15 protein-coding genes are annotated in these 15,207 nt (G+C 62.2%); 12 read left to right on the top strand and 3 right to left on the bottom strand.

Annotation, left to right across the window (positions count from 1 at the left end; genetic code table 11):
• Nucleotides 1-236: 236 nt before the first annotated feature.
• From ccoN to ACK59H_RS14675, 12 genes are all read left to right on the top strand, one after another.
• Nucleotides 237-1,679, top strand: a complete 1,443-nt coding sequence (gene ccoN / locus ACK59H_RS14730) for a cytochrome-c oxidase, cbb3-type subunit I (protein WP_060479560.1) — start codon at nt 237-239, stop codon at nt 1,677-1,679.
• On the top strand, nt 1,679-2,287 hold the full coding sequence (ccoO, locus tag ACK59H_RS14725; protein ID WP_054884105.1) for a cytochrome-c oxidase, cbb3-type subunit II: 609 nt from the start codon (nt 1,679-1,681) through the stop codon (nt 2,285-2,287). Before ccoN ends, ccoO begins: the two co-directional genes overlap by 1 nt.
• Before the next feature lie 6 nt (nt 2,288-2,293).
• Nucleotides 2,294-2,485 carry a cbb3-type cytochrome c oxidase subunit 3 gene (locus ACK59H_RS14720; protein WP_186478448.1) on the top strand — a complete coding sequence of 64 codons (192 nt, stop codon included), beginning with the start codon at nt 2,294-2,296 and terminating at the stop codon, nt 2,483-2,485.
• Entirely contained in the window at nt 2,482-3,459 is a 978-nt protein-coding gene (ccoP, locus tag ACK59H_RS14715; RefSeq protein ID WP_060479558.1) for a cytochrome-c oxidase, cbb3-type subunit III, read from the top strand. Before ACK59H_RS14720 ends, ccoP begins: the two co-directional genes overlap by 4 nt.
• Before the next feature lie 258 nt (nt 3,460-3,717).
• Entirely contained in the window at nt 3,718-5,133 is a 1,416-nt protein-coding gene (gene ccoG, locus ACK59H_RS14710) for a cytochrome c oxidase accessory protein CcoG (RefSeq protein ID WP_060479557.1), read from the top strand.
• A gap of 17 nt (nt 5,134-5,150) precedes the next feature.
• Complete coding sequence (locus tag ACK59H_RS14705) at nt 5,151-5,681, top strand: FixH family protein (RefSeq protein WP_060479556.1); 531 nt, start codon at nt 5,151-5,153, stop codon at nt 5,679-5,681.
• Nucleotides 5,678-8,158 carry a heavy metal translocating P-type ATPase gene (locus ACK59H_RS14700; RefSeq protein ID WP_409264584.1) on the top strand — a complete coding sequence of 827 codons (2,481 nt, stop codon included), beginning with the start codon at nt 5,678-5,680 and terminating at the stop codon, nt 8,156-8,158. The genes ACK59H_RS14705 and ACK59H_RS14700 overlap by 4 nt, the downstream gene beginning before the upstream one ends.
• Nucleotides 8,140-8,361: a cbb3-type cytochrome oxidase assembly protein CcoS gene (gene ccoS, locus ACK59H_RS14695; RefSeq protein ID WP_060479554.1), complete on the top strand. Its 222-nt coding sequence runs from the start codon at nt 8,140-8,142 to the stop codon at nt 8,359-8,361. The genes ACK59H_RS14700 and ccoS overlap by 19 nt, the downstream gene beginning before the upstream one ends.
• On the top strand, nt 8,354-9,037 hold the full coding sequence (locus tag ACK59H_RS14690; RefSeq protein ID WP_060479553.1) for a sulfite exporter TauE/SafE family protein: 684 nt from the start codon (nt 8,354-8,356) through the stop codon (nt 9,035-9,037). Before ccoS ends, ACK59H_RS14690 begins: the two co-directional genes overlap by 8 nt.
• Nucleotides 9,038-9,141: 104 nt before the next feature.
• Nucleotides 9,142-10,524, top strand: coding sequence for an oxygen-independent coproporphyrinogen III oxidase (gene hemN, locus ACK59H_RS14685; protein ID WP_060479552.1), 1,383 nt, complete (start codon nt 9,142-9,144; stop codon nt 10,522-10,524).
• A gap of 186 nt (nt 10,525-10,710) precedes the next feature.
• Entirely contained in the window at nt 10,711-11,445 is a 735-nt protein-coding gene (gene fnrA, locus ACK59H_RS14680; RefSeq protein WP_186478452.1) for a Crp/Fnr family transcriptional regulator FnrA, read from the top strand.
• 55 nt (nt 11,446-11,500) lie between these two features.
• On the top strand, nt 11,501-12,049 hold the full coding sequence (locus ACK59H_RS14675) for an adenine phosphoribosyltransferase (RefSeq protein WP_060479550.1): 549 nt from the start codon (nt 11,501-11,503) through the stop codon (nt 12,047-12,049).
• Between the two features lie 33 nt (nt 12,050-12,082).
• Here the strand turns inward: ACK59H_RS14675 and recR are convergent, their stop codons facing one another.
• The 3 genes from recR to dnaX form a co-directional block, all read right to left on the bottom strand.
• The gene (recR, locus tag ACK59H_RS14670) at nt 12,083-12,685 is read right to left on the bottom strand and encodes a recombination mediator RecR (protein WP_060479549.1); all 603 of its coding nucleotides are present in this window, start codon (nt 12,683-12,685) and stop codon (nt 12,083-12,085) included.
• A gap of 88 nt (nt 12,686-12,773) precedes the next feature.
• The gene (locus tag ACK59H_RS14665; RefSeq protein WP_027921266.1) at nt 12,774-13,109 is read right to left on the bottom strand and encodes a YbaB/EbfC family nucleoid-associated protein; all 336 of its coding nucleotides are present in this window, start codon (nt 13,107-13,109) and stop codon (nt 12,774-12,776) included.
• 63 nt (nt 13,110-13,172) lie between these two features.
• Nucleotides 13,173-15,194: a DNA polymerase III subunit gamma/tau gene (dnaX, locus tag ACK59H_RS14660; protein WP_060479548.1), complete on the bottom strand. Its 2,022-nt coding sequence runs from the start codon at nt 15,192-15,194 to the stop codon at nt 13,173-13,175.
• Between the last annotated feature and the right edge of the window lie 13 nt (nt 15,195-15,207).

Raw genomic sequence — 15,207 nt, 5'->3', positions numbered from 1 at the left:
CAGCCCGACGCCACCGCAAAAAAAGCCTGACCGATCGATCAGAAAAATTTGAAAAACGGTACACATTACAAATATTTATTTGTGTACAATTGTCCCGACCCTTTCACGTGGGACATCGACGAAAGGGCCCGGACACGGGTCGGCGCCTACAGCCTTGCGTTGCCGTAACCCCAGTGGTCAACGCGACCGGCGCCGATTTTCGACCAACAAGAACACCAAAACCGTGGAACCTTAGCATGAGCACAGCAATCAGTCCGACTGCTTACAACTATAAGGTCGTCCGCCAGTTCGCCATCATGACGGTGGTCTGGGGGATCCTTGGCATGGGCCTGGGCGTCTTCATCGCCTCGCAGCTGGTGTGGCCGCAATTGAACCTGGATCTGCCCTGGACCAGCTTCGGCCGCCTGCGCCCACTGCACACCAACCTGGTCATTTTTGCCTTCGGTGGCTGTGCGCTGTTTGGCACCAGCTATTATGTGGTGCAGCGTACCTGCCAGACCCGGCTGATCTCCGACGGCATGGCCGCCTTCACCTTCTGGGGTTGGCAGGCGGTAATCGTCGGTGCGCTGATCACTTTGCCGATGGGCCTGACCACGACCAAGGAATACGCCGAGCTCGAATGGCCGCTGGCAATACTGCTGGCCATTGTCTGGGTCACCTACGGGCTGGTGTTCTTCGGCACCATCGTCAAGCGCAAGACCAAGCACATTTATGTCGGCAACTGGTTCTACGGCGCCTTCATCGTGGTCACCGCGATGCTGCATATCGTCAACCACATCTCGCTGCCGGTCAGCCTGTTCAAGTCGTACTCGGCCTATGCAGGCGCCACCGATGCGATGATTCAATGGTGGTACGGCCATAACGCGGTAGGCTTCTTCCTCACCACGGGTTTCCTGGGGATGATGTACTACTTCGTGCCCAAGCAGGCCGAGCGGCCAATCTATTCCTATCGTCTGTCGATCGTTCACTTCTGGGCGCTGATCACCCTGTACATCTGGGCCGGCCCACACCACTTGCACTACACCGCCCTGCCGGATTGGGCGCAGTCGCTGGGCATGGTGATGTCGATCATTCTTCTGGCGCCAAGCTGGGGCGGCATGATCAACGGCATGATGACGCTCTCCGGCGCCTGGCACAAATTGCGCACCGACCCGATCCTGCGCTTTTTGGTGGTATCGCTGGCGTTCTACGGGATGTCCACCTTCGAAGGCCCGATGATGGCCATCAAAACCGTGAACTCGCTGTCGCACTACACCGACTGGACTATCGGCCATGTGCATGCTGGCGCGCTGGGCTGGGTAGCGATGATCTCGATCGGTGCGGTTTACCACATGATCCCGAAACTCTACGGCCGCGAGCAGATGCACAGCATCGGCCTGATCAACGCACATTTCTGGCTGGCGACCATCGGCACCGTGCTGTACATCGCCTCGATGTGGGTCAACGGTATCACCCAAGGCCTGATGTGGCGCGCCATCAACGATGACGGCACGCTCACCTACTCCTTCGTCGAAGCGCTGCAGGCCAGCCACCCTGGCTATATCGTCCGCGCCTTGGGCGGCGCGTTCTTCGCCAGCGGCATGCTGCTGATGGCCTACAACGTGCTGCGTACCGTTCGGGCCGCCAACCCGGTGCAGGCTGAGGAAGCCGCCAAGATCGTCGTCGTGGGAGCGCACTGATGAAGCATGAAGCCGTCGAGAAGAACATAGGCCTGCTGGCCTTCTTCATGGTCATCGCCGTGAGCGTCGGTGGCCTGACCCAAATCGTCCCACTGTTTTTCCAGGACGTAACCAACAAACCGGTCGAAGGCATGAAGCCGCGCACCGCCCTGGAAGTTGAAGGCCGCGATATCTACATCCGTGAAGGCTGTGTCGGCTGCCATTCGCAAATGATCCGCCCGTTCCGCGCCGAAACCGAGCGCTATGGCCACTATTCGGTTGCCGGTGAAAGCGTTTGGGACCACCCGTTCCTGTGGGGCTCCAAGCGCACCGGGCCGGACCTTGCCCGCGTCGGCGGCCGCTACTCCGACGACTGGCACCGTGCGCACCTGTACAACCCGCGCAACGTGGTGCCGGAATCGAAGATGCCTGCCTATCCATGGTTGGTAGAGAACAAGCTCGACGGCAAGGACACCGCGAAAAAGCTGGAAGTGCTGCGCACCCTCGGCACCCCGTACAGCGACGCCGACATCGCCGGCGCCCGCGACGCGGTCAAAGGCAAGACCGAAATGGACGCTCTGGTGGCGTACCTGCAGGGCCTTGGCACCATCATCAAAAGCAAACGGTGAGGCTCAATGGACATCGGGATGATTCGTGGCCTGGGTACCGTCGTGGTGATGGTGGCCTTCGTGGGCCTGGCGTTGTGGGTATTCAGCCCACGGCGCAAGAAGGATTTCGACGAAGCGACCCAACTGCCCTTCGCGGATGATCCCGAGGCCAGCAAGCACGTCGAGCAAGTGAAAGCTTCTGGGAGCAAACAACAATGACAACCTTCTGGAGTCTGTACGTTACCGTCCTGACCCTGGGCACCATCTTCGCCCTGACCTGGCTGTTGCTGTCGACCCGCAAGGGCCAGCGTGAAGAGGTCACCGACGAAACCGTCGGGCATGCCTTCGACGGTATCGAGGAGTATGACAACCCACTGCCCAAGTGGTGGTTCTGGCTGTTCGTCGGCACCATCATCTTTGCCTTGGGCTACCTGGTGCTGTACCCCGGCCTGGGCAATTGGAAAGGCATTCTGCCGGGCTACTCGTACCTGGATAACGACAAGCAGACCGAGTTCTCCAACGGCCAGGCCGGCTGGACCGGCGTGCATGAGTGGGAAAAGGAAATGGCCAAGGCCAACGCGCGCTTCGGGCCAATCTTCGCCAAGTACGCCGCCATGCCCATCGAGGAGGTGGCCAAGGACCCGCAAGCATTGAAAATGGGCGCACGCCTGTTCGCCTCCAACTGCTCGGTGTGCCACGGCTCCGACGCCAAGGGCGCCTTCGGCTTCCCTAACCTCACCGACAACGACTGGCGTTGGGGTGGCGAGCCTGAAACCATCAAGGCCACCATCATGGGCGGTCGTCACGGCGTGATGCCGGCTTGGGGCCAGGTCATCGGTGACCAAGGGGTGGCTGATGTGGCGGCGTTCGTGGTCAGCAAGCTCGATGGCCGCACGCTGCCCGAAGGCGTCAAGGCCGATGTCGAAAACGGGCAGAAGATCTTTGCCACCAACTGCGTGGCTTGCCACGGGCCGGAAGGCAAAGGCACGCCCGCCATGGGCGCGCCCAACCTGACCCACCCCCAGGCATTCATCTACGGTTCGAGCTTTGCTCAACTGCAGCAGACCATTCGGTACGGCCGCCAAGGGCAGATGCCAGCCCAGGAACAACTGCAGGGTAACGACAAGGTGCACTTGCTGGCGGCTTATGTTTACAGCCTGTCGCATCAGCCGGAACCGGCTCAGGCTCAATAGTCAGGGCCTGGCCCCTTCGCAGGTGAACCTGCGAGGGGGCCGTTATTGGCAGCGCATATTTTGCAAGCCGATGACCTGGATCAATTGACAGTTCCCATAACACGATTCATGCCCCCAACCCAACGCGGCTAAAGGTCGCAGCGCGAACCCATACCGCTATCAGCGGCGTATCATGGTTCGCAGCGCAACGCAGCATGCGCGAGACTGCGGCCGGCACGCACTGGCCGCGGCTTTTCTCCACTGCCGTGGGACTTGATGATGAGCAAGCAAATTCCGGTACATGACGTCACCCCGCCTGCCAGCAAAGGGAAGGATTCCGTCGACCTCTACGCATCCCGCGAGAAAATCTACACCCGCGCTTTCACCGGGCTATTCCGCAGATTGCGAATGGTCGGTGGGGCTGTGCTGTTTCTGCTGTACTTCGGCACTGTCTGGCTGAACTGGGGCGGCCACCAGGCGGTGTGGTGGAACCTGCCTGAGCGCAAGTTCTATATCTTCGGCGCCACCATCTGGCCCCAGGACTTCATCCTGCTGTCAGGCATTCTGATCGTCGCCGCCTTCGGCCTGTTCTTCATCACCGTATTCGCAGGCCGAGTGTGGTGTGGCTACACCTGCCCGCAAAGCGTGTGGACGTGGATCTTCATGTGGTGCGAAAAAGTCACCGAAGGCGACCGCAACCAGCGCATCAAGCTCGATCGCTCCCCCATGAGCGGCAACAAGTTTCTGCGCAAGTTCGCCAAGCACAGCCTATGGCTGCTGATCGGCTTCGTCACGGGCATCACGTTCGTTGGCTACTTCTCGCCGATCCGTGAACTGCTGATCGAGTTCTTCACAGGCGATGCCGATGGCTGGGCCTACTTCTGGGTCGGCTTCTTCACCCTTGCCACCTACGGCAACGCTGGCTGGCTGCGCGAGCAGGTGTGCGTTCACATGTGCCCTTATGCGCGCTTTCAGAGCGTGATGTTCGACAAGGACACCCTGATCGTTTCGTACGACCCGCGCCGCGGCGAAGTACGCGGCCCGCGCAAGAAGGACAGTGATTACAAAGCCAAAGGCCTTGGCGATTGCATCGACTGCACCTTGTGCGTACAGGTCTGCCCCACTGGCATCGACATCCGCGACGGCCTGCAGATCGAATGCATCGGCTGCGCGGCGTGCATCGACGCCTGCGACAATGTGATGGAAAAGATGAATTATCCCAAAGGGCTTATCAGTTACACCACCGAGCACAACCTTTCCGGGCAACAGACCCACATGCTGCGGCCTCGACTGATCGGCTATGCCGTGGTGTTGCTGGTCATGATCATTGCTTTGGCCACTGCCTTCGCCACCCGCCCGCTGGTGGGCCTGGATGTCAGCAAGGACCGCGTGCTTTATCGCGAAAATGCCCAAGGCCGCATCGAGAACGTATACAGCCTCAAGGTCATGAACAAGGATCAGCGCGACCACGTCTACGTGCTGGACGCCACCGGCCTGCCTGACCTGCGCCTGGAAGGCCAGCAGGAAATTCGCGTTGCCGCAGGCGACATCGTCAGCCTGCCCGTGCAGCTATCGATCGCCCCCGAAAAGCTGCCCTCGACCACCAACGAAATCACCTTCATCCTCAAGAGCGCCGATGACGGCACCGCTACGGTTGAAGCCAAGAGCCGCTTCATCGGCCCACAGATCCGCTGACAGAGAGAACACTCACAATGCCTGCCGCCACCGCCGCCAGCCCCTGGTACAAGCACCTCTGGCCCTGGATCATCATCGGCATCCTGACCACCTCGGTATGCTTGAGCCTGACCATGGTCAGCATCGCTGTGCATAACCCCGACAACCTGGTCAACGACAACTACTACGAGGCGGGCAAAGGCATCAACCGTTCACTGGACCGGGAACTGCTGGCACAGACCCTCAAGCTCAAAGCTAGCGTGCACCTGGATGAGCTGACCGGCGAGGTGGCTGTGCGCCTGAACGGGGATAGTGACCCCCAGGGCCTGGAGCTGAACCTGATTTCACCCACCCAGCCAGACAAGGACCGCAAGGTACTGCTCAGCCGGGTCGAGGCCGGGCGCTATGTCGGGCAGCTTCAGGATCAGGTCGAGGGCCGTCGTTTCGTAGAGCTGCTGGGCAACCAGGATGGCCAGGTATGGCGACTGTTCGAAGAAGAAAAGGTCGAGCATGGCGTGACCTTGCAGCTGGGTGACGAAGCCTTGCAAGGTGCCGAGCACCAGCAATGACCCAACCCACCCCCTGCTACCACTGCGCCCTGCCCGTACCTGCCGGCAACCGCTTCACCGCCGTGGTGCTCGGCGAACCCCGTCCGTTCTGCTGCCCAGGCTGCCAGGCAGTGGCCCAGGCCATCGTCGCCAGCGGCCTGGCGCACTACTACCAACACCGCAGTGACAGCAGTACCAACCCCGAAGCGCTCCCCAGGCAACTGCAAGACGAATTGGCCCTGTACGACCGCAGCGATGTGCAACAGCGCTTCGTGCGCCACACAGGCGAACTCGCCGAGGCCACCTTGTTGGTCGAAGGCATCACGTGCGCTGCCTGCGGCTGGCTGATTGAAAAACACCTGCGTCAGCTGCCAGGCGTTGCTCAAGCGCGCCTGAACCTGTCCAACCATCGCCTGCTGGTGAACTGGGACGAACAGCAACTACCGCTGTCACAGGTGCTCGCCGAACTGCGTCAGATCGGCTACGCCGCCCACCCGTACCAACCCGATCAGGCGGCAGAACAGTTGGCCAGGGAAAACCGCAGCGCGCTGCGCCGCCTGGGGGTCGCCGGGCTGCTGTGGTTTCAAGCGATGATGGCGACCATGGCCACTTGGCCGGAATTTAACATCGACCTGTCGCCGCAACTCCATACCATCCTGCGCTGGGTCGCTTTGTTCCTGACCATCCCCATCGTGTTCTACAGCTGCGCCCCGTTCTTCAAGGGCGCTGCACGGGATCTGCGCACCCGTCACCTGACCATGGATGTCTCGGTATCGCTGGCCATTGCCCTGGCCTTCGGCGCAGGTATCTGGACCGCCGTGACCGGCCATGGCGAGCTGTATTTCGATACCGTCGGCATGTTCGCCCTGTTCCTGCTCACCGGCCGTTACCTGGAACGCCGCGCCCGCGAGCGCACCGCTGCGGCCACCGCACAATTGGTCAACCTGCTGCCTGCCTCGTGCCTGCGCCTGGACGCATTCGGCCGCACCGAGCGCATCCTGCTGGGCGAGCTGCAGCGTGGCGACACCGTGCAGGTGCTGCCCGGCGCGGTGATACCGGCCGACGGGTGCATCGTCGAAGGCCACTCGAGCGTGGATGAGTCGGTGCTGACGGGTGAGTACCTGCCCCTTCCCCGGCGTGCTGGCGAACGGGTCACCGGGGGTACCCTGAATGTGGAGAGCACGCTGCACGTGCAAGTCGAGGCCCTGGGCCAAGACTCACGCCTGTCAGCCATCGTTCGCCTGCTGGAGCGCGCGCAAACCGAGAAACCACGCTTGGCAGAAATTGCCGACCGCGCCTCGCAGTACTTTCTGCTGTTTTCGCTGTTGGCGGCGGTGGCCATCGGCCTGTGGTGGTGGCTCCAGGACCCGCCGCGGGCATTCTGGATTGTCCTGGCCATGCTGGTGGCGACTTGCCCTTGCGCCCTGTCTCTGGCCACGCCCACCGCGCTCACCGCCGCCACCGGTACATTGCACAAGCTAGGCTTGCTGGTGACCCGCGGCCATGTCCTGGAGGGCCTTAACCAGATCGACACGGTGATCTTCGATAAAACCGGCACACTTACCGAAGGCCGCCTGACCCTACGCCACATTCATCCGCTGGCCGCGCTGCCTGCCGAGCGCTGCCTGGCCTTGGCTGCCGCCTTGGAAAACCGCTCCGAACACCCGATCGCCCGCGCCTTTGGCCGTACTGCAAGCCCTGCAGACGACGTTCAAACGATTCCGGGGCTGGGGCTGGAAGGCAAGCTGGACAATCAACTGCTGCGCATTGGCCAAGCCACGTTCGTCTGCGCCTTGAGCGGCGCCGAGATCCCCTCGGTGCCGCAGCCACGCGGCCAGTGGCTGCTGCTGGGCAACCGCCAGGGCCCACTGGCCTGGTTCGGCCTGGACGACCGCCTGCGCGAGGATGCCCCAGCCCTGCTCGCGGCCTGCCAGGCCCGGGGTTGGCGCACCCTCCTGCTGTCCGGCGATAGCTCGCCGATGGTCACCGAGGTCGCCGCGCAATTGGGTATCGACCAGGCCGTTGGGGGGCTGCGCCCGGACGACAAACTCGAACGCCTGAAAGCGTTGCAGGCAGCCGGGCGCAAGGTCCTGATGCTGGGGGACGGAGTCAACGACGTGCCGGTACTCGCCGCAGCCGACATCAGTATCGCCATGGGCAGCGCAACCGACCTTGCCAAGACCAGCGCCGATGCCGTGCTGCTGTCCAACCGCTTGCAGGCATTGGTCAGTGCCTTCGACCTCGCCCGGCGCACCCGCCGCAACATCCTCGAGAACCTGCTCTGGGCAACCCTGTACAATGGCCTGATGTTGCCGTTCGCCGCGCTTGGCTGGATCACCCCGGTGTGGGCGGCGGTCGGCATGTCGGTCAGTTCCCTGATCGTGGTGCTCAACGCCCTGCGCCTGACCCGCCTGGCTAGCCTGCCGGCGCCCCTGGGGCCAGCGGCGAGCGACACGACCGCCCACCCAAGGAAAACGCCATGCCCGCGCTCTACGTAATGATCCCGGCCGCCCTGCTGCTGGTCGGCGTGGCGGTGTACATTTTTTTCTGGGCGGTGGACAGCGGCCAGTACGACGATCTCGATGGCCCTGCCCACAGCATTCTGTTCGACGACCAGGATCCACGGCATCAGGCGGCCGTCAAACCTGAACCTGAACAGGCCCCAGGGCCTGACGATAAGGATGTCCCTCCTCGTGCCTGATCTCTTTCCCCTGCTCGGTTCAGCGCTGATCCTGGGCCTGCTCGGCGGTGGTCATTGCCTGGGCATGTGCGGCGGCCTGATGGGTGCGCTGACCCTGGCCATACCTCCCGAGCAACGTGGCCGGCGTTTGCGTTTGCTGGTGGCCTACAACCTGGGGCGGGTTGTCAGCTATGCCTGCGCAGGCCTGCTGCTGGGGCTGGCCGGCTGGGCAGTGGCCAGCAGCCCCGCCGCCATGGCCTTGCGGGTAGTGGCTGCACTGCTGCTGATCGCCATGGGCCTGTACCTGGCAGGCTGGTGGAATGGCTTGACCCGTATCGAAGCACTAGGCCGGGGCCTGTGGCGCGTTATTCAACCGGCAGCTTGCCGTCTGATGCCAGTCTCCAGCCTGCCGCAGGCGCTGCTGCTGGGGGCGCTGTGGGGCTGGCTGCCATGCGGTTTGGTCTACAGCACCTTGCTGTGGGCGGCCAGCCAGGGCAGTGCCGGCTACAGCGCAGCGCTGATGCTGGCATTCGGGCTGGGCACCTGGCCCATACTGCTGGCCACAGGGCTTGCCGCTCAGCGGGTAAACGCGATGTTGAGACGGCGCAGTGTGCGGGTGGCAGGCGGGCTGCTGGTCATCCTGTTTGGCCTGTGGACGCTGCCTGGCCCACATCAGCACTGGCTGATGGGCCACTGACCGCGCCGCTCTACGGCGCTGTCTAGCTTTGATACAAATCAACACAGTTTCTTACAGACGGCCATAGACTCCGGACATTGCTGCATCATCCGGGGATTGCCCACATGCTCGCCGACTTACGTTGGGATGCCGACCTGATCCATCGCTACGATCTGGCCGGCCCACGCTACACCTCTTATCCAACCGCCGTGCAACTGCACAGCGAGGTAGGCTCGTTCGACCTGCTGCATGCCCTGCGCGAGAGCCGCAGGGCCGTGCGCCCGCTGTCGTTGTATGTACACGTGCCGTTCTGCGCCAACATCTGCTACTACTGTGCGTGCAACAAGGTGATCACCAAGGACCGCGGGCGCGCGGCACCGTACCTGCAACGCCTGGAGCAGGAGATCCAGCTGATCGCCTGCCACCTGGACCCTAAACAGCAGGTTGAACAACTGCATTTCGGGGGTGGTACACCCACTTTCCTCAGCCATGTGGAACTGCGCCAGTTGATGGCTACCCTCCGCCAGCACTTCAACCTGCTGGATGATGATTCCGGCGACTATGGCATCGAGATCGACCCCCGAGAGGCCGACTGGTCGACCATGGGCCTGCTGCGCGAGTTGGGCTTCAACCGCGTCAGCCTCGGCGTGCAGGACCTGGACCCGGCAGTGCAGCGAGCGATCAACCGGCTGCAAAGCCTGGAGCAGACCCGCACCCTGATCGAGGCGGCCCGCACTTTGCAGTTTCGCTCGATCAACCTTGACCTGATCTACGGCCTGCCAAAGCAGAGCGTGGACGGTTTTGCCCGCACGGTCGAAGAAGTGATCCGCCTGCAACCCGACCGCCTTTCGGTGTTCAACTACGCCCACCTGCCCGAGCGTTTCATGCCACAGCGCCGCATCGACAGCAACGACTTGCCGGCCCCGGCAGCGAAGCTGGAAATGCTGCACAACACCATCGAGCAGCTCACCGCCGCTGGCTATCACTACATCGGCATGGACCATTTCGCCCTGCCAGACGATGAGCTGGCGATGGCTCAGGAAGAAGGCACCTTGCAGCGCAACTTCCAGGGCTACACCACCCATGGCCACTGCGACCTGATCGGCCTGGGCGTCTCGGCGATCAGCCAGATCGGTGACCTGTACTGCCAGAACAGCAGCGATCTCAACACCTACCAGCAAGCGTTGTCCACTACGCAACTGGCGACTCAGCGAGGGTTGGTCTGCAATCATGACGACCGCCTGCGGCGGGCAGTCATTCAACAGTTGATCTGCCATTTCGAGCTGGATTTCGAACCAATCGAGAAAGCCTTCACGGTGGATTTTCGCGGCTATTTCAATGACCTCTGGCCGCAATTGTTGCGCATGCAGCGCGATGGGTTGATCAAGCTCGACGACAAAGGCATCCGTATCATGCCGGCCGGGCGCTTGCTGGCACGCTCGGTGTGCATGGTGTTCGACGCTTACCTGGCGATGCACAACCGCCAGCGTTTTTCGCGGGTGATCTGACACGCGAGCCACTCAACCGCATGGACAACCCTGCCTGCCAGGCACACTATGGGCCCACAAGCACTGCCGGCATTCATCCTGCCGGGGCTTGGCCAGTTCGCACCACCCTAGCGGACACTGGCCTACACTCGCTGTCGTGGGTTACCCTTACGACTTATGTGTGCTTTTCCACAAGGATCGATTCATATGTCCGAGCCAGTCAAACTGCGCGCTCACACCCAGGCCCATTGCAAGGACTGCAGCCTGGCCCCCCTGTGCCTGCCTCTTTCGCTCAATCTGGAAGACATGGATGCACTGGATGAAATCGTCAAGCGCGGGCGCCCGCTGAAGAAAGGTGAGTTCCTGTTCCGTCAGGGTGACAATTTTGGCTCGGTGTACGCCGTACGTTCCGGGGCGCTGAAAACTTTCAGCCTCAGCGACAGCGGTGAAGAGCAGATTACTGGCTTCCACCTGCCCAGTGAGCTGGTCGGGTTGTCCGGCATGGATACCGAGGCCTACCCGGTATCGGCCCAGGCCCAGGAAACCACCTCGGTCTGCGAAATTCCCTTCGAGCGCCTCGATGAGCTGTCCGTCCAGCTGCCACAGTTGCGACGGCAGCTGATGCGGGTAATGAGCCGCGAAATTCGTGACGATCAGCAAATGATGTTGCTGCTGTCGAAGAAGACCGCCGACGAGCGCATCGCCACCTTCCTGGTCAACCTGTCCGCACGCTTCCGCGCCCGCGGCTACTCGGCCAACCAGTTCCGCCTGAGCATGTCGCGCAACGAGATCGGCAACTACCTGGGCCTGGCGGTGGAGACCGTCTCACGGGTGTTCACGCGCTTCCAGCAAAACGGCTTGCTGCGAGCCGAAGGCAAGGAGGTGCATATCCTCGACCCGATCCAGTTGTGCGCCCTGGCGGGCGGAGCAATGGAAGCCTGATACCGGCGTTTAGCGGGTATACTTGGGCATTCGTTTTCCCAGGATACCCGCACCAATGCACAGCGATGCCTTCGACCTCAAAGCCCTGATCCGCCCGGTAGTGGACTTTCCCAAACCCGGCGTGATCTTCCGCGACATCACCCCATTGTTCCAGTCGCCGCGCGGGCTGCGCTTCGTCGCCGACCAATTCATCGAGCGTTATGTCGAGGCTGAGTTCAGCCATATCGGCGCGATGGATGCCCGTGGCTTTCTGATCGGTTCGATCATCGCCCACCAGCTGAACAAGCCGCTGATCCTGTTCCGCAAGCAGGGCAAGCTGCCGGCCGATGTGCTGAGCGAGGGCTATCAGACCGAATACGGCGAAGCCTTCCTGGAAGTGCACGCCGACAGCTTGTGCGAAGGTGATTCGGTGCTGATCTTCGATGACCTGATTGCCACCGGCGGCACGCTGCTGGCTGCGGCCAACCTGGTGCGCCGCACCGGGGCCCAGGTGTTCGAAGCGGCAGCGATCATCGACCTGCCGGAGCTTGAGGGTTCGCGCAGGCTGCAGGCGGCCGGGGTGCCGACCTTCTGCCTGACCGAATTTTCCTTGAGCGAATACTGATGCGCTGGCCGGGGCCGCCTACGGCCCTGGCCTTTACAACGAGATCGGCTTACGCCCGGCAAAGGCGTGGGCCAGGGTACCACCGTCGACCAGCTCCAGCTCCCCACCCAGCGGCACGCCATGGGCGATGCGCGAGGCCACCAGCCCTTTCTCGTTCAGCAATTGAGCGATGTAATGCGCAGTCGCCTCACCTTCCACGGTAGGGTTGGTCGCCAAGATCACTTCGGTGAAGCTGCCCTGTTCTTCGATCCGCGCCATCAGCTGCGGCACACCAATCGCCTCCGGCCCCAAGCCGTCGAGTGGCGAAAGGTGTCCCTTGAGCACGAAGTAACGCCCGCGATAGCCGGTCTGCTCCACCGCGTACACATCCATCGGCCCTTCTACTACGCATAATTGCGTGTCATCGCGGCGCGGGTCGCTGCACTGCGGGCACAATTCCTGCTCGGTCAGGGTGCGGCACTGGCGGCAGTGGCCAACCCCCTCCATGGCTTGGCTCAACGCCTGGGCCAGGCGCATGCCGCCGCTGCGGTCGCGCTCGAGCAGTTGCAAGGCCATGCGCTGGGCGGTTTTCTGGCCAACGCCTGGAAGCGTGCGCAGGGCGTCGATCAGTTGGCGGATCAGGGGGCTGAAGCTCATGTAGACAGGCCTGCAAGTCTTGGGAACAAAATGAACGAGGGAGCAACGACCGGCAGGCCGTTACTCCCCCTGTAAAGCAAGAACCGGATCAGAATGGCATCTTGAAGCCTGGTGGCAACTGCATGCCGGCAGTCATGTTGCCCATCTTGTCCTGGCTGTTCTGCTCGATCTTGCGCACCGCGTCGTTCAGCGCAGCGGCGATCAGGTCTTCCAGCACTTCCTTGTCGTCCTCATCGGTGGACATAAGGCTCTGGTCGATGCTGACACGCTTGACGTCGTGACGACCGGTCATCACCACGCTCACCAGGCCGCCACCGGACTGGCCGGTGACTTCGGCGTTGGCCAGCTCTTCCTGCATTTTTTGCATCTTTTCTTGCATCTGCTGGGCCTGCTTCATCAGGCCGGCCATGCCACCTTTCATCATGGGGTATACCTCGATTGGGTCATGTGATGCAGCCAGGCAAAGGGCCGGCCGCATGGTTGTCGATCATTGGCCCTGGCTGGCCAGGGCCTCTACGGGTTCAATAGTATCCTGCCTCACCGTGGCACCGAACTGCTTGATCATCTGCTGGATCAGGGGGTCCTGCTCGATCGACAGCACGGCACCCTGCTGGCGTTCGGCGCGCTTGCGTGCTGCGGCCTGGGCCGGGGTTTCCTGTTCTGGGCGAATCAGTTCGATCCGCAGGTTCAGGGTGCGCCCCAGAAGCTGGTTGAGCGCTTCGTTCAGCCGGCGTTGCTGGGTGGTGTTGAACAGTGCGCCCTGACCAGGGTCCAGGTGCAGCAACCAATCATCACCGTCAGCGGCTATCAGGGTACAGTTCGCTGCGATGTTGCCTGTCATACCCGAGACAGGCAACTGTGGGAATAATTCCAGCCATTGCAGGGCCAAACCGGTAGCAGGCTGAGCAGCCGGCAGTGGTTCGGGCGCTGGCACAGGGGCAGCTTCCTGAACGTGTTCGGCCAGCTCATCCAAATAGCTGAAGCCTACTGGGTCGCTTTCACCCGCGTAGTATTCCTCATCCATCGGCGGTTCGTCGTCACGATCCATGCCGGCCGAGGCGTAGGCTGACGGGTCGAAGGGCGGCTCGTCGTACACCGGTGGCGCGCTTGACGAGGCAACAACCGGGGCTGGGGCTGGAGCAGGCGCAGGCTCATGCGGCGCGGCGGGCTCCTCCCAAGGCAGGTCGATCACCTCTTCCACCGGCGCAGGCTCTGGCGCAGGCGACGCGGGTTCTGGTTGTGGTTCTGCTAACGGCTCAGGGACCGGCGCGACAACAGTGGCCGCGTCTTGCGGCGCAGGCTGCGCCACTGCAACGGCAGGCGCCTGTGCAGGCACCTCTGGCACTGCCACCGAGGTTGCTGGATCAGCTGTGGCCTGGCTGATCCCCACTGGCTTTAGCACCGGTTTCGGCGCATCGTCGGTATCTGCCGGGCGAAACGCCAACATGCGCAGCAGGACCATTTCGAAGCCGCCCCGTGGGTCGGGCGCCAGCGGTAGGTCGCGACGACCAATCAGGCCCATCTGGTAATAGAACTGCACATCTTCCGCCGGTAATGCTGCGGCCAGCGCCAGCACACGCTCGCGATCGCCCTGGCCGTTGTCCACTGCCTCAGGCAACGCCTGGGCGATGGCCACTCGGTGCAGCACATTGAGCATTTCCGCCAGTACACCACTCCAATCCGGCCCCTGCTCGGCCAGGTTGCGCACCGCTTCGAGCAGTGCACGCGCGTCGCCTTCGAGCAGCGCCTGCAGCACGCCATAAACCTGGCCGTGGTCAAGGCTGCCGAGCATGGCCCGCACATCGGCAGCAAGCACCTTACCCTCGCCGAAGGCGATCGCCTGGTCGGTCAGGCTCATGGCGTCACGCATCGAACCATCGGCGGCACGCCCGAGCAGCCACAAGGCATCAGCCTCGAATGGCACATTTTCGGCCTGCAGCACGTGGCTTAAGTGCTCTACCACCCGCTCCGGGCTCATGTTCTTCAGCGAGAACTGCAAGCAGCGCGAGAGGATGGTGGCCGGCAGTTTTTGCGGGTCGGTGGTGGCAAGGATGAACTTGACGTAGGGCGGTGGCTCTTCCAGTGTCTTGAGCAGGGCGTTGAACGAGTGGGTGGAGAGCATGTGCACTTCGTCGATCAGGTAGACCTTGAAGCGCCCACGGCTTGGCGCGTACTGCACATTATCGAGCAGTTCGCGGGTGTCCTCGACTTTGGTGCGGCTGGCGGCGTCGATCTCGATCAGGTCGACGAAGCGACCTTCGTCGATTTCCCGGCATACCGAGCAGGTGCCGCAGGGTGTCGAAGTGATACCGGTTTCGCAGTTCAGGCATTTGGCGATGATTCGCGCGATGGTAGTCTTGCCCACGCCCCGCGTACCGGTGAACAGGTATGCATGGTGCAGACGCTGATTGTCCAAGGCGTTGATCAAGGCCTTGAGCACATGGGTCTGGCCGACCATTTCGCGGAACGAGCGCGGACGCCATTTACGTGCAAGAACCTGATAACTCATCGAAAAAACCATC

This window comes from Pseudomonas sp. KCJK9000 (genome assembly GCF_046230725.1).
GTDB classification, from domain to species: domain Bacteria; phylum Pseudomonadota; class Gammaproteobacteria; order Pseudomonadales; family Pseudomonadaceae; genus Aquipseudomonas; species Aquipseudomonas promysalinigenes.
The sequence above is the reverse complement of the archived record's forward strand: the minus strand, read 5'-3'. Positions and strand labels throughout refer to the sequence as shown.

Bases quoted from the DNA above. Each gene is read 5' to 3' on its own strand.
- ACK59H_RS14720 (WP_186478448.1), top strand. From the start codon at position 2,294: ATGGACATCGGGATGATTCGTGGCCTGGGTACCGTCGTGGTGATGGTG.
- ACK59H_RS14705 (WP_060479556.1), top strand. From the start codon at position 5,151: ATGCCTGCCGCCACCGCCGCCAGCCCCTGGTACAAGCACCTCTGGCCC.
- ACK59H_RS14700 (WP_409264584.1), top strand. From the start codon at position 5,678: ATGACCCAACCCACCCCCTGCTACCACTGCGCCCTGCCCGTACCTGCC.
- ACK59H_RS14675 (WP_060479550.1), top strand. From the start codon at position 11,501: ATGCACAGCGATGCCTTCGACCTCAAAGCCCTGATCCGCCCGGTAGTG.
- hemN (WP_060479552.1), top strand. From the start codon at position 9,142: ATGCTCGCCGACTTACGTTGGGATGCCGACCTGATCCATCGCTACGAT.
- ccoG (WP_060479557.1), top strand. From the start codon at position 3,718: ATGAGCAAGCAAATTCCGGTACATGACGTCACCCCGCCTGCCAGCAAA.
- ccoN (WP_060479560.1), top strand. From the start codon at position 237: ATGAGCACAGCAATCAGTCCGACTGCTTACAACTATAAGGTCGTCCGC.
- ACK59H_RS14665 (WP_027921266.1), bottom strand. From the start codon at position 13,109: ATGATGAAAGGTGGCATGGCCGGCCTGATGAAGCAGGCCCAGCAGATG.
- dnaX (WP_060479548.1), bottom strand. From the start codon at position 15,194: ATGAGTTATCAGGTTCTTGCACGTAAATGGCGTCCGCGCTCGTTCCGC.
- ccoP (WP_060479558.1), top strand. From the start codon at position 2,482: ATGACAACCTTCTGGAGTCTGTACGTTACCGTCCTGACCCTGGGCACC.
- recR (WP_060479549.1), bottom strand. From the start codon at position 12,685: ATGAGCTTCAGCCCCCTGATCCGCCAACTGATCGACGCCCTGCGCACG.
- ccoS (WP_060479554.1), top strand. From the start codon at position 8,140: ATGCCCGCGCTCTACGTAATGATCCCGGCCGCCCTGCTGCTGGTCGGC.
- ccoO (WP_054884105.1), top strand. From the start codon at position 1,679: ATGAAGCATGAAGCCGTCGAGAAGAACATAGGCCTGCTGGCCTTCTTC.
- fnrA (WP_186478452.1), top strand. From the start codon at position 10,711: ATGTCCGAGCCAGTCAAACTGCGCGCTCACACCCAGGCCCATTGCAAG.